This window comes from Streptomyces sp. NPDC001663 (genome assembly GCF_042893105.1).
In the GTDB taxonomy this organism is placed as follows: Bacteria; Actinomycetota; Actinomycetes; order Streptomycetales; family Streptomycetaceae; genus Streptomyces.
The window spans coordinates 37,777-59,499 of sequence record NZ_JBIAUR010000007.1 but is presented as its reverse complement, the minus strand read 5'-3'; the positions used below and the strand labels follow the sequence as shown (position 1 = coordinate 59,499).

Here is a 21,723-nt window from a genome sequence, read left to right as displayed (position 1 = left end):
CGTCACGAACTCGACCGGGCCGACCGCACCCACCAGCTGCTGGTCGCCGACAGACTGCTCGTCATTCACCGGCTGCTCGTTCTGGTTCTCGCTCACAGCCGCTCCATCTGCCGCTTTGCCAGGTCCATGATCTTGGCCTTGGGGACGGGCTTGGTGTCCCAGACGAAGATCTCCACGGAGATGTCGCCGCGCCAGGCGAAGGCCTCCGCGCTGTACTGCGGCAGATAGCCGGCCTCGGTGCGGGGCCGGGAGTGCACATAGGCCTCGCCGTCCCCGGTGCCGGGGATCGACCAGTTGTCGGTGCCGGCCTTGGCGTCCGCCCAGTACAGGTTGTTGTCGTTGGCGTCGGCAGCCTCGCGGCCCTCCTCCTGCCGGTACTGGATCAGGCGGATCTCCACGTCGTAGTTGCCGGTCTCCCAGCCGGTGACGGCGGCCCGGCGGAACTCGCTGCCGACGAGGTCGCCGAACATGCCGGCCGGCTTGGTGTACGTCTCCGCGTAACCGGCCAGGTCCATCCAGCCGTCGGAGCTGGTCAGCCAGTCGGCGTTCTTCGTGCCGCCCGGCTTCTTGAGCAGCAGCCTGCGCAGGTCGCCGTCGGTCTTCACGCGGCGGTCCTGCGCGGCCGACAGCGGTTCGGGGCCGTTGCCCTTGCTCTGGGCCAGCTTCGGCTGGGACAGCGACGGCAACTTGGTCGGCTCGCGGTCGGCCTGGACGACGTAGCCGACACAGGTGCCGGCGACGACGCCGAGGACCGCGGCGCCGGCGATGAGCAGGGTGGTGCGGCCACGGCGCCGGGGCCGGTGCGGCTCAGTGGCCGGAACAACCGGTACGTCGGCCGGAACAACCGGCACAACCGGTGCGTCGGCCACCTCTTCGGGTACTTCCAAGACGTCCCCCCACAGAACGTGAAGCGTGCATTCCATATGCGCGCTCACAGAAGACTCACTGCCGGGGGCCGGAGTTGTAAGCGAGTTGATTACGATTCGGCCATGGCGAAAAAGCTCGTGATCAAGGTGACGGCGGGGGCCGATGCGCCCGAGCGGTGCTCACAGGCGTTCACGGTGGCGGCGGTGGCCGTGGCCAGCGGTGTCGACGTCTCCCTGTGGCTGACCGGCGAGTCCGCGTGGTTCGCGCTGCCGGGCCGGGCCGCCGAGTTCGAGCTGCCGCACGCGGCCCCGCTGCCCGACCTGCTCGACTCGATCCTCGCGGCCGGCCACGTCACGCTGTGCACCCAGTGCGCGGCCCGCCGGGACATCACGGAGAAGGACGTCATCGAGGGGGTACGGATCGCCGGGGCGCAGGTCTTCGTCCAGGAGGCGCTGGGGGACGAGACGCAGGCGCTGGTGTACTGAGCCGGGATGCCTTCCCCGGCCGTATCTCCTGTCGGCCGCATCTCCTGTCACAGGTGATCGACAATCCCCGGGCCGCAGCTCGCCGTGGGGTTAGTCTCGCGCCAGACGGCCACCCGGTCGTCGTGACCGTCGTCGTTGTCGTCCGGCCAGGTGGGGGAAACACCGAATGCGCGCCCTGCGAATACTTCTGATCGTCGTCGTGATCCTGGGCGGCCTCTTCGTGATCGCCGACCGCGTGGCGGTCCACTTCGCCGAGAACGAGGCGGCGGACAAGCTGAAGACCACCGAGAACCTGGCCTCCACCCCGGACGTGTCCATCAAGGGCTTCCCCTTCCTCACCCAGGTCGCCTCCGGCGAGCTGGACGACGTCGAGGTCGACATCAAGGACTACGAGGCCGACACGGGCACCGCCACGTCGGGCAACGGCGGTCCGAAGAGCATCCGGATCGACGACCTCAAGGCCGACATGAAGGGCGTCAAGTTCTCCGGCGACTACAGCTCCGCCACCGCGTCCACCGCGACGGGCACCGCGACCATCGCCTACGACGAGCTGCTCAAGGCGGCCAAGTCCCAGCCGACGGACATCATCTCCGGGGTCACCGCCCAGGTCGTCGGCCTCTCCGACGGCGGCAACGGCAAGATCAAGGTCGACGTGAAGGTCTCGGTCGCCGGCGCCTCGCAGACGTACCCGGTGCTCAGCACGGTCACCGTCGACGGCGACACCGTGAAGGTGCACGCCGACAACCTGCCCAAGCTGGTCGTCGACCTCGCAGAGTCCCGGATCCGGTCGATCACCGACTTCCAGCAGAAGATCGACGAGCTGCCGGGCGGTGTACAGCTGGACAGTGTGCAGGCTGCGCAGAACGGTGTGGAGATCACGGTGAAGGGTTCGAACGTCAAGCTGGCCGGGTAGGACGACGTTCGGTGGAACGACAGAGTCCGAAAGGTGAGACGGCATCGTCCGCACCACAGCTGTGACGACGGATACATGCGCCCGGAAGCCGTACCGAGACGGCACGGGCACTGATCGTTTCTCATATCCCGGACGATCGCGTCTCAAAATACGACACACCGGTGACACGCCAGGCTGTCCGTCCCTACGATCGAGCCCATGAAGCGACAGGCGGATCTCACGAAGCGGCGGGCAGTCGACCTGTGCCGCGTCGCCGCCATGCTCTGTCGCCCCTTCTGAGCGGAAGCGCAGAGCTCCGCATCCCCCTCGCCCTGACCAGGGCACCCGTGTGCTGCCCTCGCACGAGCGCGCGCACCCCTCGCACTCGCACGCCCCGCCGCAACTGCCCCGGAGGAGAAAGAGCATGAGCCGCAGCGACGTCCTCGTTGACGCCGACTGGGTCCAGGACAACCTGGACAACCCGAACATCGCGATCGTAGAGGTGGACGAGGACACGTCCGCCTACGAGAAGAACCACATCAAGAACGCGATCCGCATCGACTGGACCAAGGACCTGCAGGACCCGGTCCGCCGCGACTTCATCGACCAGGAGGGCTTCGAGAAGCTCCTCTCGTCGAAGGGCATCGCCAACGACACGCTGGTGATCCTCTACGGCGGCAACAACAACTGGTTCGCGTCGTACGCCTACTGGTACTTCAAGCTCTACGGCCACGACAGCGTCAAGCTTCTCGACGGCGGCCGCAAGAAGTGGGAGCTGGACGCCCGCGAGCTGGTCGAGGAGGTCCCCGAGCGCGCCGAGACCTCCTACACCGCCAAGCCGCAGGACAAGTCGATCCGCGCCTTCCGCGACGACGTGGTGGCGGCCATCGGTTCGCAGAACCTGGTCGACGTCCGCTCGCCCGACGAGTTCTCGGGCAAGCTGCTCGCCCCCGCGCACCTGCCGCAGGAGCAGTCGCAGCGTCCGGGTCACGTCCCGAGCGCCCGCAACATCCCGTGGTCGAAGAACGCCAACGACGACGGCACGTTCAAGTCGGACGAGGAGCTCAAGGAGCTCTACGCCGAGGAGAACGTCGACCTGGCCAAGGACACGATCGCCTACTGCCGCATCGGTGAGCGCTCGGCCCTGACCTGGTTCGTCCTGCACGAGCTGCTCGGTGTCGAGAACGTCAAGAACTACGACGGCTCCTGGACCGAGTACGGCAGCCTCGTCGGCGTGCCGATCGAGCTCGGCGCCAACAAGTAAGACCGGCAGCAAGCGAACAAACCCGCAAATCCCGACCGGCCTTCCTCCGGTCAGACCCCTCTTGGAGAAAGACATGTGTGGAGCGAAGGCCGGCGGCCCGGACGCCTCGACGATCAAGCCCGGTGAGACCACGATCCAGGGCCAGGTGACGAAGGACGGCGAGCCCGTGGTCGGCTACGTCCGCCTGCTGGACTCGACCGGCGAGTTCACCGCGGAGGTCCCGACCTCCGCCACCGGGCAGTTCCGCTTCTACGCGGCCGAGGGCACGTGGACCGTCCGGGCCCTGGTCCCCGGCGCCACCGCCGACCGCACGGTCGTCGCCCAGCAGGGCGGCCTCGCGGAGGTCGCGATCGCCGTCTGACGGCACCAGCACGAACGAAGGGCCGTACCTTTTGTGGTACGGCCCTTCGGCGTCCCCGGTTCTACCCTGGAGGCATGCTGGCACGTCGGCGTCACGCGTATTTCGCCATGATGGGCACCTGCATCACGCTGTTCGTCCTGGCCTGGGGAGTCGTACGCCTCTGGTCGATCCCGGCGGCCGTCGCCATGTGCGTCGTGGCGATGGTCATCCCCCCGGTCGCCGCGATGGTCGCCAACCGACGGGGCCCCGACGACCGCTGGTGGGACGACCCGTCCGGCGACCCCAAGTCCGACGAGTGGTGGGACGAACTGGACGGCAAGAAACGACCACGGTGACCTGCCGACCAGGGGCGTCAGCCCAGCGCCCGGCCCAATACGTAGACCACCGGCGCCGCAGCGGTCAGTGGTAGGGCCACGCCCGCTGTGAAGTGGACGAAGCGGGACGGGTAGTCGTAGCTCGCCACACGGTGGCCGATCAGGGCGCAGGCCGCTGCGGCCGCGCCCAGGAGGGCGCCGCTCGGGCCGAAGTCCGTCGTGGCGCCGACCGCGATGCCTGCGCCCGCCGCCGCGAGCAGGGAGACCACGATCGAGGCCGGGGTGGGCAGCGGGAGGGCGCGGGCCAGGAGGGCCACCGCGACCGCCGCCGCGCCCACCGACACCGCCTCCCCGGCCGCCGCGAGATAACCCGCCGCCACGATCGACAGCGCCGCCGAGGCCACCGACGCCATCAGGCCGTACATCCGCTCGTCCGGGTCAGCGTGGGAGCGCAGTTGGAGGACCAGGGACAGCAGGACCCAGACGCCCAGGGTGCCCAGGATCGCCTCCGGGCCCTGTTCGCGGCCCGCCGTCAGCAGTGCCGCGTCCGCCACCAGCGCGCCCAGGAACGCCAGCGCGATGCCCTGCCGGGCCGGCCACATGCCGTTCAGCCGGAACCAGCCCGCCGCGGTGACCGCCTGGAGGACGACGAGCGGCGCCAGCAGGGCGTACGAGCCGAGTGCCGCCGTACCGGACAGGAGCAGGCCCAGCAGCGCCGTGAGCGCGGCCGGCTGCATGCCCGGTTCGATGATCGGGGAGCGGCCCTCCAGGCGGGCCCGCTGGGCGTCGGTGATGCGGGAGTTGCCGCCCAGGGTGGCCGGACCGTAGGCGGTCCCGGGCACCTCCCCGGGTTGCTCGGGCGCCGGTGCCTGCGGGGGCTGCTGCTGGTTCCAGGCCTGGGCCTGGGTCCCGTAGGCCGACGGATCGGTCGGTGCCTGCGGCGGCAGGTACGCCGTCTCCGTGCCCGACACCGGCTGGTGCAGCTGCGTCTCCCAGGTCTGCCCCTGCCACTGCTGTGTGTACTGCTGGGCCGCCTGCGGGTCCTCGTGCCCCTGCCGGCCCGGCCACACCTGCTGCGGCTGCTGCTGATACGGGTCGTACCCCTGGTACCGGGGGTCGTACGGCTGGTCGGTCATCCTCACCCTCCTGCGAACGGCGGGAGCACCTCGACCGTGCCGCCGTCGGCCAGCCGTACCGTCTCATGTCCGCGGGTGCCCACGGGGTCACCGTCGATGAGGAACGAGCATCGCTGCAGCACGCGCGCGAGTTCCCCGGGGTGTCGCTCGCGCACGGCGTCGAGCGCCTCGGCGAGGGTGGCCGCGTCGTACGGCTCCTCGGCGACCCCGGCCGCGGCCTTCGCGGCGGCCCAGTAGCGCACCGTGACCTTTGGCATCCGGTTCCTCAATCGATGATCAGTAGGCAGTCGGTCTGCTGTGTATCCGGCTGTGTACTCCGTCAGGCTAGCCCGCGCGAGCGACAGCCCAGTCCCCGATGCGGGCCAGCAGGTCGTCCGTGGCCGCATGTTCGGCATGGCCCATGCCGCCTTCCAGCCACAGTTCGCCGTGGTCGCCCGCCGCGGCGGCCAGCATGCGGGGGTGGTCGACGGGGAAGTATCCGTCCCGGTCGCCGTGCACGATCAGCAGCGGGGTCGGCGCGATGCCCGGCACCGCCTCCACGGGAGACAGCGGCACCGGGTCCCACTCCCGGTGGTGGATCCTCGTACGGAAGACGTGTCGGCCCACAAGGCGGCCCTCCGGACGCGTTACCAGCCAGTGGAGCTTCCGCATAGGGGCCGTTCCCCGGTAATACCAGCGGGCGGGAGCGCTCACCGAAACCACGGCGTCCGTCGCCGCTTCCGTGCGCCCCTCGCGCTTCCCTTCGTGCCGCCCCCCGTCGGTGCCGTACAGCGCCGCGTGCCTGAGCACCACCGAGCCGCCCATGGAGAAGCCGACGGTCGCCACGCGCGTGTGCCCGAGCGAGCGCGCCCACCGCACCGCGGCCGCCAGGTCCAGCACCTCCTTGTCGCCGACCGTCGAGCGCCCGCCCGAGGCCCCGTGGCCGCGGAAGGAGAACGTGACCACGGCCCCGTACTGCGTGAACGCCTCGACCACCCGCCGTACGTGCGGTCTGTCCACGTCGCCGGTGAAGCCGTGGGCGACGACGAACACGAGATCAACGGCAGGTGGCGCGGAGGCGTCGTATACGGCCCGACCCGGGTCGTATACGGAATCGATCGTCACGCCGTCGTCCGTGTGTAGAAACGTCCGTAAAGGTGTGCGTCTGCTCGTCTCGGAGTTCGGACGAACGGTGGATCGCGCCACATGACCTGCCGGAGTAGTGCTCATGTGGGCTATTCTGCTGGGCAGAGGACTCGGGCAGCGTAGCCCCCGGGTCCTTTTGTGCTTTCGGAAGCGTTGTATACGACGCGGGAAACCGCAGGTGTACGGGCCTTCGGGATCGCAGAGCAGTGCCGCACCGCACAACGTCCTCGCAGGGACCGAGGAGGAACCAGACGTATGAGTTCTCTGCTGCTCCTGACCAATGCCCTCCAGCCGTCGACGGAGGTGCTCCCGGCCCTTGGCCTGCTGCTGCACAACGTGCGCGTGGCTCCCGCCGAAGGCCCCGCCCTCGTCGACACCCCGGGCGCCGACGTCATCCTCATCGACGGGCGCCGTGACCTGCCGCAGGTCCGCAGCCTCTGCCAGCTGCTGCGCTCCACCGGCCCTGGCTGTCCGCTCATCCTCGTCGTCACCGAGGGCGGCCTCGCCGCCGTCACCGCCGACTGGGGCATCGACGACGTCCTCCTCGACACCGCCGGCCCGGCGGAGGTCGAGGCCCGTCTGCGCCTGGCCATGGGCCGGCAGCAGATCGTCAACGACGACTCCCCGATGGAGATCCGCAACGGCGACCTGTCCGTCGACGAGGCCACCTACAGCGCCAAGCTCAAGGGGCGCGTCCTCGACCTCACCTTCAAGGAGTTCGAGCTCCTGAAGTACCTCGCGCAGCACCCGGGCCGTGTGTTCACGCGCGCACAGCTGCTGCAGGAGGTCTGGGGATACGACTACTTCGGCGGCACCCGCACCGTCGACGTCCACGTACGGCGCCTGCGCGCCAAGCTCGGACCCGAGCACGAGTCGCTGATCGGGACCGTCCGGAACGTCGGTTATCGATTCGTTACTCCCGAGAAGGCCGACCGCACTTCGGACGAGGCGAAGGCCAAGGCTGTCGCCGCAAAGCCGGAGGATGCGGACGAGACGGCCGCCCTGGACGCCGCCGAGGTACCGGCGGAGGCATAGCGGCCGCCCGGGCAGGGCATTGCTTCCGCACAGGGAGCGTCGAGTGAAGCTCCTTCTCGCCCTGCCCAGAGCGGGTATATCCGCGTAGACTCCGCGCGTGGCCAAGGTGACTCGGGATGATGTGGCGCGGCTGGCGGGAACTTCCACCGCCGTCGTCAGCTATGTCATCAACAACGGACCCCGGCCGGTCGCCCCGGCCACGCGCGAGCGTGTCCTCGCCGCCATCAAGGAACTGGGGTACCGGCCGGACCGGGTCGCCCAGGCGATGGCGTCAAGGCGCACCGACCTCATAGGCCTGATCGTGCCGGACGCGCGCCAGCCCTTCTTCGGGGAGATGGCGCACGCGGTCGAGCAGGCCGCCTCCGAGCGCGGAAAGATGGTGTTGGTCGGCAACTCCGACTACGTGGGCGAGCGCGAGGTCCACTACCTGCGCGCCTTCCTCGGCATGCGGGTCTCCGGCCTGATCCTCGTCAGCCATGCGCTCAACGACCTCGCCGCCGCGGAGATCGAGGCGTGGGACGCCCGGGTGGTGCTGCTGCACGAGCGGCCCGAGGCCATAGACGACGTCGCCGTCGTCACGGACGACCTGGGCGGCGCCCGGCTCGCCGTACAGCACCTGATCGAGCACGGCTACGAGTACGTCGCCTGTATGGGCGGTACGGCCGAGACCCCCGCCGTCGGCGACCCCGTCTCCGACCACGTCGAGGGCTGGCGGCAGGCGATGGACGAGGCCGGGATCTCCACGGAGGGGCGGCTCTTCGAGGCGCCGTACAACCGGTATGACGCGTACCAGGTGGGGCTGGAGATTCTCTCCGGGCCGCGGCGGCCGCCCGCGATCTTCTGCTCCACCGACGACCAGGCGATCGGTGTGCTGCGGGCCGCGCGCGAGCTGCGCATCGATGTGCCGGGGGAGCTGGCGGTCGTCGGGTTCGACGACATCAAGGAGGCGGCGCTTGCGGATCCTCCGATGACGACGGTTGCGTCGGACCGCTCGGCGATGGCTCGGGCTGCGGTGGACCTTGTGCTGGACGACGGGCTGCGGGTCGCCGGGGCTCGGCGGGAGCGGTTGAAGACGTTTCCTTCCCGGCTGGTGGTGCGTCGGTCCTGCGGCTGCGAGTAGCGCCCCTGACGGGACGCTTCCATGAACCTTGTCTGAGAGGCCCCGCCCAGCTGCGAGTACTGCCTTTATATCGGGCATACGAGGTTCTGCCGGGCTTCTCAGCGGGCGCTCAGGAAGCTCTCATGGTTGCGCGACAAGCTCGTTGTCATGACCGAGAGCTTCCGCCGCAGCGGCGAGTACGAGAGCTACGAGAACCCGTACCAGGGCGCCCAGCAGCACGCCTCCGCCCCCGTGAACCCCGCGTGGCCGCCCCCGCCGGCGCAGCCGCCCGTGCAGCCGGTCACCGTCGAGGGTTCCGGATACGGCGGTGACGGCAGCGGCGGCGGTACGGCTCTCCTCCCCGCCCTCCCCGCGGAGCCCGCGGCCCCGGCGCCCGCTCCGAAGAAGCGGACCCGCGGGCCCCTCGCCCTCCTCGCCGCCGTGGCGATCGTCGCCGCGGCCATCGGTGGCGGTACCGCGTACGGCATACAGGAGCTGACCGGCAACGACACCGTCGCCTCCAGCAGCACCAGCACCAACGTGGTGCCGTCCAGCAAGAAGGGCGACGTCGCCACCATCGCCGCGGCCGTCAGCCCGAGCGTCGTGGAGATCAGCGCCACGCTGAGCAACGGCTCGTCGACCGGCTCCGGCGTGATCATCACCAGCGACGGCGAGATCGTCACCAACAACCACGTGATCTCCGGCGCCTCGTCGATCAAGGTGACGACCAGCAGCGGCAAGAGCTACACCGCGAAGGTCGTCGGCACCGACAGCAAGAAGGACCTCGCCCTGATCAAGCTGGAGAACGCCTCCGGCCTGAAGGCGGCGACCCTCGGCAACTCCGACGGCGTCCAGGTCGGCGACACGGTCGTGGCGATCGGCTCCCCCGAGGGCCTGAGCGGCACTGTCACCAGCGGCATCGTCTCGGCCCTCAACCGCGACGTGACCGTCGCGACCGACGAGGGCCAGAGCCAGGACCAGGGTCAGGGCGGCGGAAACGGCCAGTGGCCGTTCTCCTTCGGCGGCCAGCAGTTCAACGGCGACACCGGTTCGTCCACGACGACGTACAAGGCGATCCAGACGGACGCCTCCCTCAACCCGGGCAACTCCGGCGGCGCGCTGATCGACGCCGCGGGCAACATCATCGGCATCAACTCCGCGATGTACTCGGCCAGTTCGTCCTCGTCCTCGGGCTCCTCGGACGCCGGCAGCGTCGGCCTCGGCTTCGCCATCCCGATCAACACCGTCAAGTCCGACCTGGCCACGCTCCGGTCCGGTTCCACCAACTGACCCCGCACCTCACCAGCAGGGAGTACGTCATGATCAAGCAGGTTTCCCACACCGTCGCCGGCATCGATCCGGCGGGCCTCGCCCTGGCCCTCGAGGTGGCGTACGAACTGCACGCCCCGGCGGCCCGGGCGCCGGAGCTGGCCCCGCAGATGATGGGCCTGCGCACCACGGCCGCCCGCCCGCACCGCCGCAAGGTGCCGTTGAACCGGGTCGCGGCGATGCGCGCCTGATCGCACTCAGCGCTCCGCTCTTTACGCGCCCGCAGGGAAACATGCGAGGCTGAAAGCCGTCGGTACGTCCGGCACGTCCGGGTCGTTCCGCACTGCCGGCCCCCCTGTCGTCCCACCGCACCCGAGGAATCCGAAGCCCATGAGCCCCGCCGATGGCGACCGTGACCCCCAGCGCATCCTGATCGTCGACGACGAGCCGGCCGTGCGCGAAGCACTCCAGCGCAGCCTCGCCTTCGAGGGGTACGACACCGAAGTCGCCGTGGACGGCGCGGACGCCCTGGAGAAGACCACGGCGTACCAGCCCGACCTGGTCGTCCTCGACATCCAGATGCCGCGCATGGACGGCCTGACCGCCGCCCGCCGTATGCGCGGGGCGGGCACGACGACGCCGATCCTGATGCTGACGGCGCGGGACACGGTCGGTGACCGGGTGACGGGGCTGGACGCCGGCGCGGACGACTACCTGGTCAAGCCGTTCGAGCTGGACGAGCTGTTCGCGCGCGTGCGTGCCTTGCTGCGGCGCAGCTCGTATGCGGCGGCTGCGGTCGCCGGTACGGCTCAGGAGGACGAGGCGCTGACCTTCGCCGACCTGCGGATGGATCTGGCGACGCGGGAAGTGACGCGGGGTGGGCGGCCGGTGGAGCTCACCCGTACCGAGTTCACGTTGCTCGAGATGTTCATGGCCCATCCGCGCCAGGTGCTCACGCGTGAGCAGATCCTGAAGGCGGTGTGGGGCTTCGACTTCGAGCCGTCGTCCAACTCCCTTGATGTGTACGTCATGTACCTGCGCCGGAAGACCGAGGCGGGCGGTGAGCCGCGGCTCGTGCACACGGTTCGGGGTGTGGGGTATGTGTTGCGGCAGGGTGGGGCGGAGTGAAGAGGCTTCTGCGCCGGTTCCGCACCCTGCCGATCCGCTCGCGGCTCGCGATGCTGGTCGCGGCGGCTGTGGCGTTCGGGGTGGCGGCGGTTTCGGTGACCTGCTGGTTCATCGTGCAGGGGAAGTTGTACCAGCAGCTCGACAGTGACCTGCAGAAGGGGAAGGGACCCGGGGGGCAGATCCAACAGGCCCAGATCGCCATCATCAACTGCACCAAGAACCCGCAGAACACCGCCGGCTTCTTCCGGAACACCTACTCCCAGGTGGTCACGGAGAACGGGAAGGTCTGCATCACCGATGACTCCGTCGGCACGGTCAAAATCACCCAGGCCGACAAGGATGTGATCAAGAAGGCGAACGTCCGCGAGCTCTACTTCCGCAACGGCACCGCCGACGACGGCACCGAAGTGCGCGTGATGACGCGTTACCTGGCCCCCACCACCAACTCCGCAGGGGAGGCCGGCCCCGACATCGGAATCGTCGTCGCCGTCCCCCTGAAGAGCACCCAGAAGACCCTGAACGACCTCGCGCTGATCCTCCTCCTCGTCTCCGGCATCGGAGTAATCGGCGCAGGAGCCGCCGGTCTCGCGGTCGCCCGTGCCGGTCTGCGCCCGGTCGACGAGCTCACCGAGGCCGTCGAACACGTGGCCCGCACCGAGGACTTGAGCATCCGTATCCCGGTCGAGGACGACGCCGAGGACGAGGTCGCCCGCCTCTCCCGCTCCTTCAACTCGATGACGTCGTCCCTGGCCAGCTCCCGCGACTTGCAGCAGCAGCTCATCGCGGACGCCGGTCACGAACTGCGCACCCCCCTGACCTCCCTCCGCACCAACATCGAACTCCTCACCCGCAGCGAGGAGACCGGCCGCCCGATCCCCCCGGAGGACCGCAAGGCCCTGCTCGCCTCCGTCAAGGCGCAGATGACCGAACTGGCTTCCCTGATCGGCGACTTGCAGGAGCTGTCGCGGTCGGAGGGGCAGCGGGGCGAACGCGTGCAGGTGGTGTCCTTCCAGGACGCGGTCGAGGCGGCCCTGCGTCGGGCGCGGCTCCGCGGGCCGGAGCTCACCATCAACGCCGACCTCCAGCCCTGGTACGTCCGCGCGGAGCCCTCCGCCCTGGAGCGCGCGATCGTCAACATCCTCGACAACGCGGTGAAGTTCAGCCCGGAGGGCGGCACGATCGAGGTGGAGCTCGGCAGCGGCATCCTGACCGTCCGGGACCACGGCCCCGGCATCCCCGAGGAAGAACTCCCCTACGTCTTCGACCGCTTCTGGCGCTCCCCGAGCGCCCGCGCCCTCCCCGGCTCGGGCCTGGGTCTGTCGATCGTCGCCCGCACGGTGGAACAGGCCGGCGGCGAGGTCACCCTGGCCCGCGCGGACGGCGGCGGCACGGTGGCGACCGTACGACTGCCGGGGGCCCCGACGGCTCCGCCCGAGGTGCCGTGACCTAGGCGTAGCCGCCGGGGTCGGCCGTTCGGCCGAGGTGCGGGAGTGCCGGGACCCGCGAGAGTTGAGGAGCGGCACCGGTTCATTCCGGGCGGCAACCTTTCCCTGCAGGGTGACGACTGCTCAGCGGCCCATCCCCCGCACGGAACGGAACCCGCATGAGTGACAGCACCCGCAAGGCTCGCCACCGCCGGCGCGGAACCGCCCTGGTCCTCGGTGCTCCCCTCGCACTGACCGCCGCCGGTGCCTTCGCCTACGGCACGGACCTCGGCTTCTTCGGCGCGGACGCGCAGCACACGGCGTCCGCCGCGACCGCCGCCCCCGCCATCGCCGACGGCTTCGCCTCCGTCAACGCCCTTGGGCAGAACGGCACTTACGGAGGCCGGGACGGCAACACCGTCACCGTGAAGACGGCCGCGGACCTGGAGAAGTACGCGACGTCCGCCGATCCGTACGTCATCGTCGTGGCCGCGGCGATCAACATCGATCCGGTCGGGAAAGAGATCAAGGTCCAGAGCAACAAGACCATCGTCGGGTCGGGGACGGCCGGGCAGATCGTCGGCGGTGGTTTCTTCCTGGGCTCCGGTGTCCACAACGTGATCATCCGGAACCTCACCATCCGGGATACGTACCAGGGCACTTGGAACGACAAGGACCACGACTACGACGGCATCCAGATGGACGGCGCCCATCACGTCTGGATCGACCACAACGACATCCGGCACATGGCCGACGGCCTCATCGACAGCCGCAAGGACACCAGCTACCTGACCGTCTCCTGGAACAAGCTCAGCCAGGACAACAAGGCCTTCGGCATCGGCTGGACCGACAACGTCACCGCGAACATCACGATCCACCACAACTGGATCCGCGAGACCGAGCAGCGCAACCCGTCGACCGACAACGTCGCCCACGCGCACCTCTACAACAACTACCTGGAGGACGTGGCGGGGACGGACATCACGTCCTCCTACGGCAACTACTCCCGCGGCAAGACCAACATGCTGCTGGAGAACTCCTACTTCCAGGGCGTCAACAACCCGGTCGTACGGGACTCCACCGCCACCCTCGTCCAGCGCGGCAACGTCTTCTCCAGTACGACGGGCAAGAACGAGAGCGGGGGCTCCGGCGCCTCCTGGGATCCGAAGAGCTACTACAGCTACACGCTCGACAAGGCCGCCGATGTGCCGAGTCTGCTCAAGTCCGGTGCGGGGCCGCGCAGTTCGATCGGTACGACGGCCGCCACGACCACCGCGGCCGCGGCCACGCTCACCGTCGCCAAGGACGGCAGCGGGCAGTACAAGACCGTGCAGGCCGCCGTGGACGCCGTACCCGCGAACAACTCCTCGCGTGTCGTCATCTCCGTCAAGCCGGGCACGTACCGCGAGACCGTCAAGGTCCCGGCGAACAAGCCGCACGTCACCGTCCAGGGTGCGGGCAGCAGCCGTAAGGACACGGTGATCGCCTACAACAACGCGGCGGGGACGAAGAAGCCCGACGGGTCGACCTACGGCACTCCCGGCAGCGCCACGGTCTCCGTGCAGTCCGACGACTCCCAGCTGCGCAACCTGACCGTCACCAACGACTTCGACGAGGCCGCGCACCAGGACATCGCCAACCAGGCGGTGGCGCTGCTGACGCAGGCGGACCGGATCTTCCTCGACGGGATCATCGTCAACGGCGACCAGGACACGCTGGAGATGGAGACCGCGGCCGCGGACAAGCTCGGCCGGGTGTACATCGCCAACTCCTACATCACGGGCAACGTCGACTTCGTCTTCGGGCGGGCGACGGCCGTCGTGGACAAGTCCGTCATCACGCTGAAGAAGCGCTGGAACGGTACGTCGGCCGGTTATGTCACCGCTCCGTCGACCGCCGCCGACCGCAAGGGCATCCTGATCAACAGCTCGACGGTCAACGGCGACGTGGACGCGAGGAGCTTCTACCTCGGCCGCAACTGGCACCCGGGCGGCAGCACCACGGTCGACCCGCAGACCACGGTCCGGGGCACCAGCCTGAGCGCCGCGATCAAGTCCACCCCCTGGTCGGACATGGGCGGCTTCTCCTGGAAGGACGACCGTTTCGCCGAGTACAAGAACACCGGCGCGGGTTCGGGCGCGGCGAGCAGCGACCGGCCCCAGCTGACCGACGCGCAGGCCGCGGGCCAGGAGGTCGCGGACTGGCTGGGGGGTTGGACGCCGACGGCTTCCTGACCCGCCGGAAGGACCCACAGAGAGCGGTTCTACGCTCTCCCCAGCCGCGCGCCCGTTCGGTGCGCCTGGGGAGGGGAACCGTCGATGGACGTAGGTGGTGTGGAGCGCGAGTACCGCAAGCGGCGCAAGCTGCCGCGGGCGTACCTGCTCCTGCTGGGCGCGGTGATGCTGAACGCCCTCCTCCAGACCGGCCGTCTCCAGAGCGGTCGCGACCACGGCGGCCTGCAGATCTGGGCGTCGGGGGCGACCGCGCTGCTCGTGGTGGCGGCCGCGGTCCGGGCCACGCTGGAGCAGTACCGGGCGCACACCCGCGTCACGGCCGTCGGCATCACCGCACAGTGGCCCCTGCGGTCACACACCTGGGCCTGGCACGAGGTGTACGACATCCGGGTGCAGCCGTCCCCGCGCGGCTCGGGCCGGTTGGCCCCCCAGTGGCTCACTCATCTCTACGACATGGAGGGCCGCCGCTTCCGGCTCCCGCACCTCGACGACTGGCAGCTGGACGACCCGTTCGCGGAGGTCTCGGCGCTGTGCCTGGCCGCCGCCCCGTACCGCAGCCTCGCCTGGGAACGGCGTCCTCAGGTCGAGGAGCGGATCGTGCGGCGGGCCGCGGGGCGCAAGGCGTGGACCTGGGCCGCGTACAGCACGCTCGCGGTGCTGTTCGCCATGTACGCGGTCGATCTCTGGCAGGTCGCGGTCGGACGGCCGGAGCACCCGTTCCTGCTGCTCGTGTGCGTGCCGCTGGCCTTTTTCGGCGTTTTCGGCACCGGCCTCCAGCGGTACTGGACCGCTCGTCCCCCGCGCTCCCTCGCACAGCAGCCGTAGTCCACTCATATCCGTCTGCCAGCTCCGGCACAGCCCGTCACCACACCGTGTTCACATGGCGCGGAAGACAACGGTTCTGCTGGCCGACGACGACGAGGACCTGAGGGAAGGCGTCGGGCGGCTGCTCCGGTTCGAGGGGTACGACACCCTCCTCGCCGGGGACGGACGTACCGTCATCGACCTGGTCGGAATGGCCGAGGACGCCCCCGATCTCGTGCTGATGGACGTCACCATGCCCGGACTCGACGGGCTGGCGGCGACGCGGCGGATCAGGGCCTCCGGGTGCACCGTTCCGATCCTGATGATCACCGGGCGGGACGCGGTCGGCGACCGGATCGTCGCCCTCGACAACGGCGCCGACGACTACCTGATGAAGCCCTTCGCGATCGAGGAGCTGCTTGCCCGGGTGCGGGCCCTGCTGCGGCGCGCGCCCCGGACGACCGCCGAGGCCCCCAGGGCCGACGACCGGCTCGCCTACCAGGACGTCGTGATGGACCCGCGCACCCGCGTCGTCACCCGGCGCGGCCGGCCGCTCGACCTCACCAAGACCGAGTACTGCCTGCTGGAGTACCTGATGCGGCACCCGGCCAAGGTGCTCAGCAGGACGCAGATCCTGCATGACGTCTGGGGGTTCGACTTCGAGCCCGCCTCCAACACCCTCGACGTGTACGTCATGTACCTGCGGCGAAAGCTGGAGAGCCGCGGCGAACCGCGGCTCATCCAGACCGTGCGGGGGCTCGGTTACACCCTCAGGGCTACCACCTGAGGATCATCGTCTCGTCCGTCGCCTGCGGTACGTCGGCCACCGCGTCCGGCAGCGGCTCGGCGAGTGCCGCGTAGGCGCCGCCCTGCGCGACCAGTTCCTTGTGGGTGCCCGCCTCCACGAGGCGTCCGCGGTCCACTACGAGGATCTTGTCCGCGTCCGGCGCGAGGCTCAGGTCGTGCGTGATCATGATCGTCGTACGGCCCGCCATCAGCTTGCGCAACGGGGTCACCACCTGACGGGCGGCCACCGCGTCCAGGCCCGCGGTCGGTTCGTCCAGGACGAGGACCGGTGCGGAGCGCCGCATCGCGCGGGCGATGGCGATGCGCTGCAGCTGGCCGCCGGAGAGGGCGGCCGTGCCGGGTGCGATGTGGGTGTCGTAGCCCTCGGGGAGTGCGGTGATGAAGTTGTGCGCGGCCGCTTCCTGCGCCGCCCGCTCGATCTCCTCGTCGCTCGCGCCGGGGCGCCCGCACTCGATGTTCTCGCGGATGGTGCCGTTGAGGATCAGCGTCTCCTGGGGCAGCAGCGCCACGTTCTCGCGCAGGAACTCCAGCCGTACGTCGGTGAGCGGGACGCCGTCCAGGGTGATCGTGCCCTGGGCGGGGTCGTAGAAGCGGGTGAGCAGTTTCGACAGGGTCGACTTGCCGGCGCCGCTCGGGCCGGTGACGATCACGAGTTCGCCGGGGCCCGCGGTGAAGGACACGTCGCGCAGGGATGCGCGGCGGGACTCCGGGTAGCGGAAGGACACGTTGTGCAGGCCGAGCCAGCCGCGCACGGGCCATTCGGCGACCGGTTCGGCGGGATCGGTGACCGAGGGCCGGGTGTCCAGGATCTCGTTCAGGCGCTGGGCTCCCGCCGTGGCGGCGGTGAGGGTGAGCCCGAGCTGGCCGAGGTTGCGGACCGGCGGGTAGAGGTAGCCGATGAAGGCGGCGAAGGCGAGGAGCTGGCCGAGGGTCATACGGCCCGCGGAGATCTCCCAGACGCCCAGGCCGATCACGGCCAGCACGCACAGTGTCTCGACGACCTCGACGAACTGCTCGTACATCTCGCTGAGCCGGGCACCGCGCACGCTCGCCTTCATCCAGGCACGGGCTTCGACGTCGAGCCGCTTCTCCTCGTCCGCGCGGCGGTTGTAGGCCTGGGTCAGCACCACGTTGCCGAGCGACTCCTCGACCACCGAGGTGATCGCGCCGTCGGCGACCCGCTCGTCCTGGGAAGCCGTCCTGATACGGCCGGAGAAGCGGCGGGCGGCGAGCAGGAACAGGGGCGCGAGGACGAAGGTGGCCAGGGCCAGGTCCCAGCGCAGGTAGAGGGCGGCCGCGGAGTAGAAGACGGCGGAGAAGGCGGCGGCGACCGTGCCGACGACTCCGGACACCACCATCTGCTCGATGGCCTCGACGTCACCCGTGAGGCGTTCGACCAGGTCGCCCTGGCGGTGCCTCTGGAAGAAGTGCGGCGGCAGGCCCTGGACGTGCCGGAAGACGCCTGCCCGCAGGCGCAGGACGAATCTCTCCGCGGTCCAGGTGGCGAGCGAGTTGCCGAGGTAGCCGACGAGTGCGCCGAGCGCGGCGACGCCCAGCCAGGCGCCGGCCGGGCCCCAGAAGGCGGAGAGCGAACCGGCCGCCAGGGCGTTGTCGGTGAGCTCGGCGAACAGCAGGATCGAGGCGGTCTCCGCGAGCGCGGACACCACCACGCACGCGACGATCGCCGCGAGCCACTTGCGGTCGCCGCGGGTCAGCGGCCAGAAACGGCGGAAGGCCTCGCGGACCTCTCTCATGGTCAACAACTCCCTTTGGTGGCGCCGGACATGGCCGAGGCGGGGCCACCGGCGCGAGCGCTCGCTCGGCCAACCGGTGACCCCGCCTCGTGGCGTGCCTCAGCCCTGGTGGCCGACGGGGCGGCGCTTCGGAGCGGCGGGCTTCTTCGGCGCCTTCTTCTTGGGGGCCGGGGCGGCCTTCTTGCAGTTGCTCTTCTTGACCGGGGCGATCTTGTGGAAGCTCATGTCTGTGTCCCTCTTTGCTGCGGTTCTGCAACAGTCCTTCTACCGATCTGCTGCAATTGCCTGTGATTTACTTCGGTGAACTCTGAATTCTTGTTCTTGACTCAGGCTGGTTTTACGTCGGGCTTACTTGTGGCCGACCGGGCGGCGCTTCGGGGCCGGAAGGGGCTTCTTCGGGGCCTTCTTCCTCGGGGCCGGGGCGGGCTTGTGGGCCTTCTTCACCGGGGCGATCTTGTGGAAGCTCATCGTGTTCTCCTTCGCTTTCGCGTCGTTGGTTGCCGTTCGCGTCATTCGCTTTCGACATGGAAAACACTACGGCATTCCCGCAGGCAAAAAAGCCTTTTCGCCTTAGACCTCAATAAGGATCGATGTGAGTTGCCTCTGAAAATAAACTCTCATGCGAATCCCGGAACCGAACCCGCGCTTACACAGGTTTTAGCGACCGACGGCCAGCCCCGAGCCCTCGATCCGCACCCTGATCCCGTCCTTCTGCACCCGCACGTCCCGCAGACGCAGTTCCCCGCGCTGCGGCTTGGGCAGCCGGAAGCCCAGGGACAGCTGGTCGGCGAGGACGGGGCGGGTGAGCCGGGGCAGGGCGTCCAGGAGGGCCGGGTCGAAGCCGAGCCGCTTCAGCAGTGCCGGGTGTTCCAGGGCCAGGTCGATCAGGTTGAGCCGCATGGCCCGGTGGACGAAGCGCGGCGAGCCGGTCACCCGCGCCAGCTTCGCATCGGAGCGCAGTGCCTCGCGCACGGCGGAGTCGGGCACACCGAGCCGCCGTACGACCGACGGAACGGCGAACAGCGCCTTGGCCTTGCCGGTCTCGTGCGCGAGCCGCGCGGCGGAGGCGCGGGTGAGATGGAGGCCCTCGGAGGCGCGCACGCCGGGCCGGTAGGTCGCCAGGTCCCCTATGTCCAGCCGCATCCCGCCGATCTGCGTGGCGATGGCGCGGTCGCCGTCGCGGCGGATCCGGGCGTCGGCGCGCAGCCGCAGGTCGTGTCCGGCCACGGGGAGCGTGCCGCGGGCCAGGACGCGGTCATGGCCGTGTCCGGTGAACGACACCTGGGACGCGCCGAGTTCGCGGTTCAGGTCGTCGAAGGAGAGCAGGACGTCGCCGTCGAGGCGGGGAATTCCGGCGCCGCGTACGGAGGTCGGTCCGTCGGGGGCGTTCAGCCGTACGTCGTGCGCGGTCGCCGTCACCCGGGCCAGCGAGACCCGGTCGGCCGCGACGTCCGGGACGGTCACCTTCACCGACTTCAGTCGGCCGTCGGCGAGTTGGGTGAGGAAGGGGAAGCCGTCGATCTCCACTTCGGGCGCCGCGCTCAGGTGCATCCGGTCCTTGAGCGCATCGGCGGCCCGGCGCTCGGCGTACAGCAGCGCCCAGCGGTCGGCGAGGGTGAGGAAGGCGGCGAGGACGACGACGCCCACCACCGCCTTCAGCGCGAGCGGGAGGCCCGCGAAGCGGCTTCGCCTGCGGCGGCGGCCGCCGCGGCGGTGGTTGGGCGGGGCCCAGGGCTCGTCTTCTTCCTCGACCTCACTTGCGACAAAGACACTCGCAACGAAGTCGTTGATGTTTGTACCAGGATGCGTCGTTATGTGGTGGGGGGCACGCATCGATCCATCCGACCATGCGAACGCCCCCCACCCGCAACCTCTACCTCCGGTATGCGATCTAGCTCACGATCGTGATCCGGTTCGCCACCGGCGGTGAAATCGGGCTGGTGGCCGAGGAGTTGGCCGTCAGGTACTTCGCCAGCGCCGCCAGGTCGTCGGACCCGACCAGGTCGTTCGTGCCCTGGCCCAGCGTGGCGAAACCGTCGCCGCCGCCCGCGAGGAAGCTGTTGGTCGCGACGCGGTAGGTGGCCGCCGGGTCGATGGCCGTGCCGTTGAGCTTGACGGAGTCCGTGACCACGCGGTCCGCCCCGGTCTTCGTCAGGTCCAGGGTGTACGTCAGACCCGAGGACGGCTGCAGGACCTTCGGCGAGGCGGCGTTCGTGCCGCTCACCTGCTCCTTCAGCACCTGGATCAGCTGAGCGCCCGTGAAGTCCTGCAGGTTCACCGTGTTGGAGAACGGCTGGACGGTGAAGCCCTCGGCGTAGGTGACGACCCCGTCGCCCTCACTGCCCTTGGCCGCGTACGTCAGTCCGGCCCGCACACCGCCTGGGTTCATCAGCGCCAGGTCGGTCTCGGGGTCCAGCTCCTTGCCGTACGCCAGCTGCGCGTCGGCGATCAGGTCGCCCATCGGGGACTCGGTGCCGGTGTTGGCGATGTCCGCCGAGATGTAGCCGATCGCGCGGTTGCCGACGGGCGCCGCGAGGGTGTTCCACTTGCCGATCAGCTCGGTCATGTCCGGCGCCTTGGCGACGGTCCGGGTGACCACGTGGTTCGCCGACTTCACTGACGTACGGGCGATGTCGCCGGTGAAGCGGTCGTACGTCAGCGTGGTGTCCGTGTAGAGGCGGCCGAAGGACGCGGCCGAGGTGACCATGCGGGGCTTGCCCGACGGGTCGGGGATGGTACAGACGTAGGCCGCGTGTGTGTGGCCCGTCACCAGCGCGTCCACCGACGGCGTGATGTTCTTCGCGATGTCGACGATCGGGCCGGATATGCCGTCACCGGCGCCCGGGGAGTCGCAGTTGTAGTTGTACGAGCCCGAGGCCGGCAGCCCGCCCTCGTGGATCAGCGCCACGATCGAGTTCACGCCCTGCGCGCGCAGCACCTTGGCGTACTTGTTGATCGTCTCGACCTCGTCCTTGAACTTCAGGCCCTTGACGCCGTCGGCGGAGACGACACCCGGGGTGTCCTCGAGCGTCACGCCGATGAAGCCGATCCTGACGTCCTTCTTCTTCCAGACCCAGTACGGCTTGAGGATCGGCTTGTTCGTCTTCTCGTCGAGGACGTTGGCGGCCAGGTACGGGAAGTCGGCGCCCTCGAACTCCTCGTCCGTGTAGCAGCCGTCCGTCGGGTGGCAGCCGCCGTTCTGCAGGCGGGCCAGCTCCTTGGCGCCCTCGTCGAACTCGTGGTTGCCGACGGACGTGACGTCCAGGTCGAGCTTGTTCAGCGCCTCGATGGTGGGCTCGTCGTGGAAGAGGCCCGAGATCAGCGGGGAGGCGCCGACCATGTCGCCGCCGGCCGCGGTGATGGAGTACGCCTTGCCCTTGCGGGCCTCGCGCAGATGGGTCGCGAGGTACTCGACACCACCGGCGTCGATCGTCTTCGTCGTGCCGTCGGCCTGCAGTTCGGTGACGCGGCCGGACGAGCCCGACGGCGGTTCGAGGTTGCCGTGCAGGTCGTTGAAGGACAGCAGCTGTACGTCCTGGTAGCGGCTCGGGAGGTGGCCCCCCGGCTTGCTCTCGTGCGCGTCCGCGGGAAGCGCGGCGGCGAGGGCGCCGGCGGTGGCGAGACCGGCGGCTGCGGCGATGAGACGGTAGGTCCGTCTGCGGCGCGGATACGGCTGGGAAGTGGCTGGCATGCGCCCCCCTGTGGGTCTGCTGAATGTCATGGCC

The 21,723-nt window shown here is 69.5% G+C and carries 23 protein-coding genes; 15 read left to right on the top strand and 8 right to left on the bottom strand.

What is annotated here, in order from left to right:
- Positions 1-92 precede the first annotated feature (92 nt).
- Positions 93-887 carry a hypothetical protein gene (locus ACFY1L_RS22760; RefSeq protein ID WP_388827109.1) on the bottom strand — a complete coding sequence of 265 codons (795 nt, stop codon included), beginning with the start codon at positions 885-887 and terminating at the stop codon, positions 93-95.
- A 102-nt stretch (positions 888-989) separates the two neighbouring features.
- Here ACFY1L_RS22760 and ACFY1L_RS22755 point away from each other — a divergent pair, with 102 nt between their 5' ends.
- The 6 genes from ACFY1L_RS22755 (at position 990) to ACFY1L_RS22730 (ending at position 4,204) form a co-directional block, all read left to right on the top strand.
- Positions 990-1,352, top strand: a complete 363-nt coding sequence (locus ACFY1L_RS22755; protein WP_388827106.1) for a DsrE family protein — start codon at positions 990-992, stop codon at positions 1,350-1,352.
- Positions 1,353-1,518: 166 nt separating this feature from the next.
- Complete coding sequence (locus ACFY1L_RS22750; RefSeq protein ID WP_388827103.1) at positions 1,519-2,265, top strand: DUF2993 domain-containing protein; 747 nt, start codon at positions 1,519-1,521, stop codon at positions 2,263-2,265.
- 198 nt (positions 2,266-2,463) lie between these two features.
- Positions 2,464-2,544: an Ms5788A family Cys-rich leader peptide gene (locus tag ACFY1L_RS22745; protein WP_350751515.1), complete on the top strand. Its 81-nt coding sequence runs from the start codon at positions 2,464-2,466 to the stop codon at positions 2,542-2,544.
- Positions 2,545-2,668: 124 nt separating this feature from the next.
- Entirely contained in the window at positions 2,669-3,508 is an 840-nt protein-coding gene (locus tag ACFY1L_RS22740; RefSeq protein WP_388827100.1) for a sulfurtransferase, read from the top strand.
- Positions 3,509-3,581: 73 nt separating this feature from the next.
- Positions 3,582-3,869 (top strand): DUF1416 domain-containing protein, encoded by a 288-nt coding sequence (locus tag ACFY1L_RS22735; protein WP_003991226.1) that lies wholly within the window; start codon positions 3,582-3,584, stop codon positions 3,867-3,869.
- Positions 3,870-3,943: 74 nt separating this feature from the next.
- A complete protein-coding gene (locus ACFY1L_RS22730) occupies positions 3,944-4,204 on the top strand; it encodes a DUF3099 domain-containing protein (protein ID WP_388827097.1) in 261 nt (86 codons plus the stop codon).
- A 17-nt stretch (positions 4,205-4,221) separates the two neighbouring features.
- Here the strand turns inward: ACFY1L_RS22730 and ACFY1L_RS22725 are convergent, their stop codons facing one another.
- From ACFY1L_RS22725 to ACFY1L_RS22715, 3 genes are all read right to left on the bottom strand, one after another.
- Entirely contained in the window at positions 4,222-5,319 is a 1,098-nt protein-coding gene (locus ACFY1L_RS22725; protein WP_388827094.1) for a hypothetical protein, read from the bottom strand.
- Between the two features lie 2 nt (positions 5,320-5,321).
- On the bottom strand, positions 5,322-5,576 hold the full coding sequence (locus ACFY1L_RS22720) for a MoaD/ThiS family protein (protein ID WP_058924521.1): 255 nt from the start codon (positions 5,574-5,576) through the stop codon (positions 5,322-5,324).
- 67 nt (positions 5,577-5,643) lie between these two features.
- Positions 5,644-6,528 carry an alpha/beta hydrolase gene (locus tag ACFY1L_RS22715; protein WP_388827090.1) on the bottom strand — a complete coding sequence of 295 codons (885 nt, stop codon included), beginning with the start codon at positions 6,526-6,528 and terminating at the stop codon, positions 5,644-5,646.
- A gap of 171 nt (positions 6,529-6,699) precedes the next feature.
- Between ACFY1L_RS22715 and ACFY1L_RS22710 the strand changes: the two genes are divergently transcribed.
- The 9 genes from ACFY1L_RS22710 (at position 6,700) to ACFY1L_RS22670 (ending at position 16,224) form a co-directional block, all read left to right on the top strand.
- Complete coding sequence (locus ACFY1L_RS22710; protein ID WP_388827087.1) at positions 6,700-7,479, top strand: winged-helix domain-containing protein; 780 nt, start codon at positions 6,700-6,702, stop codon at positions 7,477-7,479.
- A 97-nt stretch (positions 7,480-7,576) separates the two neighbouring features.
- Positions 7,577-8,599, top strand: a complete 1,023-nt coding sequence (locus tag ACFY1L_RS22705) for a LacI family DNA-binding transcriptional regulator (RefSeq protein ID WP_388827084.1) — start codon at positions 7,577-7,579, stop codon at positions 8,597-8,599.
- A gap of 147 nt (positions 8,600-8,746) precedes the next feature.
- On the top strand, positions 8,747-9,868 hold the full coding sequence (locus tag ACFY1L_RS22700) for a S1C family serine protease (protein WP_388827081.1): 1,122 nt from the start codon (positions 8,747-8,749) through the stop codon (positions 9,866-9,868).
- A 29-nt stretch (positions 9,869-9,897) separates the two neighbouring features.
- Complete coding sequence (locus ACFY1L_RS22695) at positions 9,898-10,098, top strand: hypothetical protein (RefSeq protein WP_388827078.1); 201 nt, start codon at positions 9,898-9,900, stop codon at positions 10,096-10,098.
- Positions 10,099-10,237: 139 nt separating this feature from the next.
- Positions 10,238-10,975, top strand: a complete 738-nt coding sequence (locus tag ACFY1L_RS22690; protein ID WP_361274443.1) for a response regulator transcription factor — start codon at positions 10,238-10,240, stop codon at positions 10,973-10,975.
- The gene (locus ACFY1L_RS22685; protein WP_388827075.1) at positions 10,972-12,420 is read left to right on the top strand and encodes an ATP-binding protein; all 1,449 of its coding nucleotides are present in this window, start codon (positions 10,972-10,974) and stop codon (positions 12,418-12,420) included. The genes ACFY1L_RS22690 and ACFY1L_RS22685 overlap by 4 nt, the downstream gene beginning before the upstream one ends.
- Before the next feature lie 158 nt (positions 12,421-12,578).
- Positions 12,579-14,633, top strand: a complete 2,055-nt coding sequence (locus ACFY1L_RS22680) for a pectinesterase family protein (protein ID WP_388827072.1) — start codon at positions 12,579-12,581, stop codon at positions 14,631-14,633.
- A gap of 84 nt (positions 14,634-14,717) precedes the next feature.
- Positions 14,718-15,458 (top strand): PH domain-containing protein, encoded by a 741-nt coding sequence (locus tag ACFY1L_RS22675; protein WP_388827069.1) that lies wholly within the window; start codon positions 14,718-14,720, stop codon positions 15,456-15,458.
- Between the two features lie 55 nt (positions 15,459-15,513).
- Positions 15,514-16,224 carry a response regulator transcription factor gene (locus ACFY1L_RS22670; RefSeq protein WP_388827066.1) on the top strand — a complete coding sequence of 237 codons (711 nt, stop codon included), beginning with the start codon at positions 15,514-15,516 and terminating at the stop codon, positions 16,222-16,224.
- Here the strand turns inward: ACFY1L_RS22670 and ACFY1L_RS22665 are convergent.
- From ACFY1L_RS22665 to ACFY1L_RS22650, 4 genes are all read right to left on the bottom strand, one after another.
- Entirely contained in the window at positions 16,214-17,998 is a 1,785-nt protein-coding gene (locus tag ACFY1L_RS22665) for an ABC transporter ATP-binding protein (RefSeq protein WP_388827063.1), read from the bottom strand. The two genes, ACFY1L_RS22670 and ACFY1L_RS22665, sit on opposite strands and share 11 nt — an antisense overlap.
- A gap of 99 nt (positions 17,999-18,097) precedes the next feature.
- Positions 18,098-18,223 carry a hypothetical protein gene (locus ACFY1L_RS22660; RefSeq protein ID WP_388827060.1) on the bottom strand — a complete coding sequence of 42 codons (126 nt, stop codon included), beginning with the start codon at positions 18,221-18,223 and terminating at the stop codon, positions 18,098-18,100.
- Positions 18,224-18,655: 432 nt separating this feature from the next.
- Positions 18,656-19,831, bottom strand: coding sequence for a DUF2993 domain-containing protein (locus ACFY1L_RS22655; protein WP_388827057.1), 1,176 nt, complete (start codon positions 19,829-19,831; stop codon positions 18,656-18,658).
- 58 nt (positions 19,832-19,889) lie between these two features.
- A complete protein-coding gene (locus ACFY1L_RS22650; RefSeq protein WP_388827054.1) occupies positions 19,890-21,689 on the bottom strand; it encodes a bifunctional metallophosphatase/5'-nucleotidase in 1,800 nt (599 codons plus the stop codon).
- Positions 21,690-21,723: the final 34 nt, after the last annotated feature.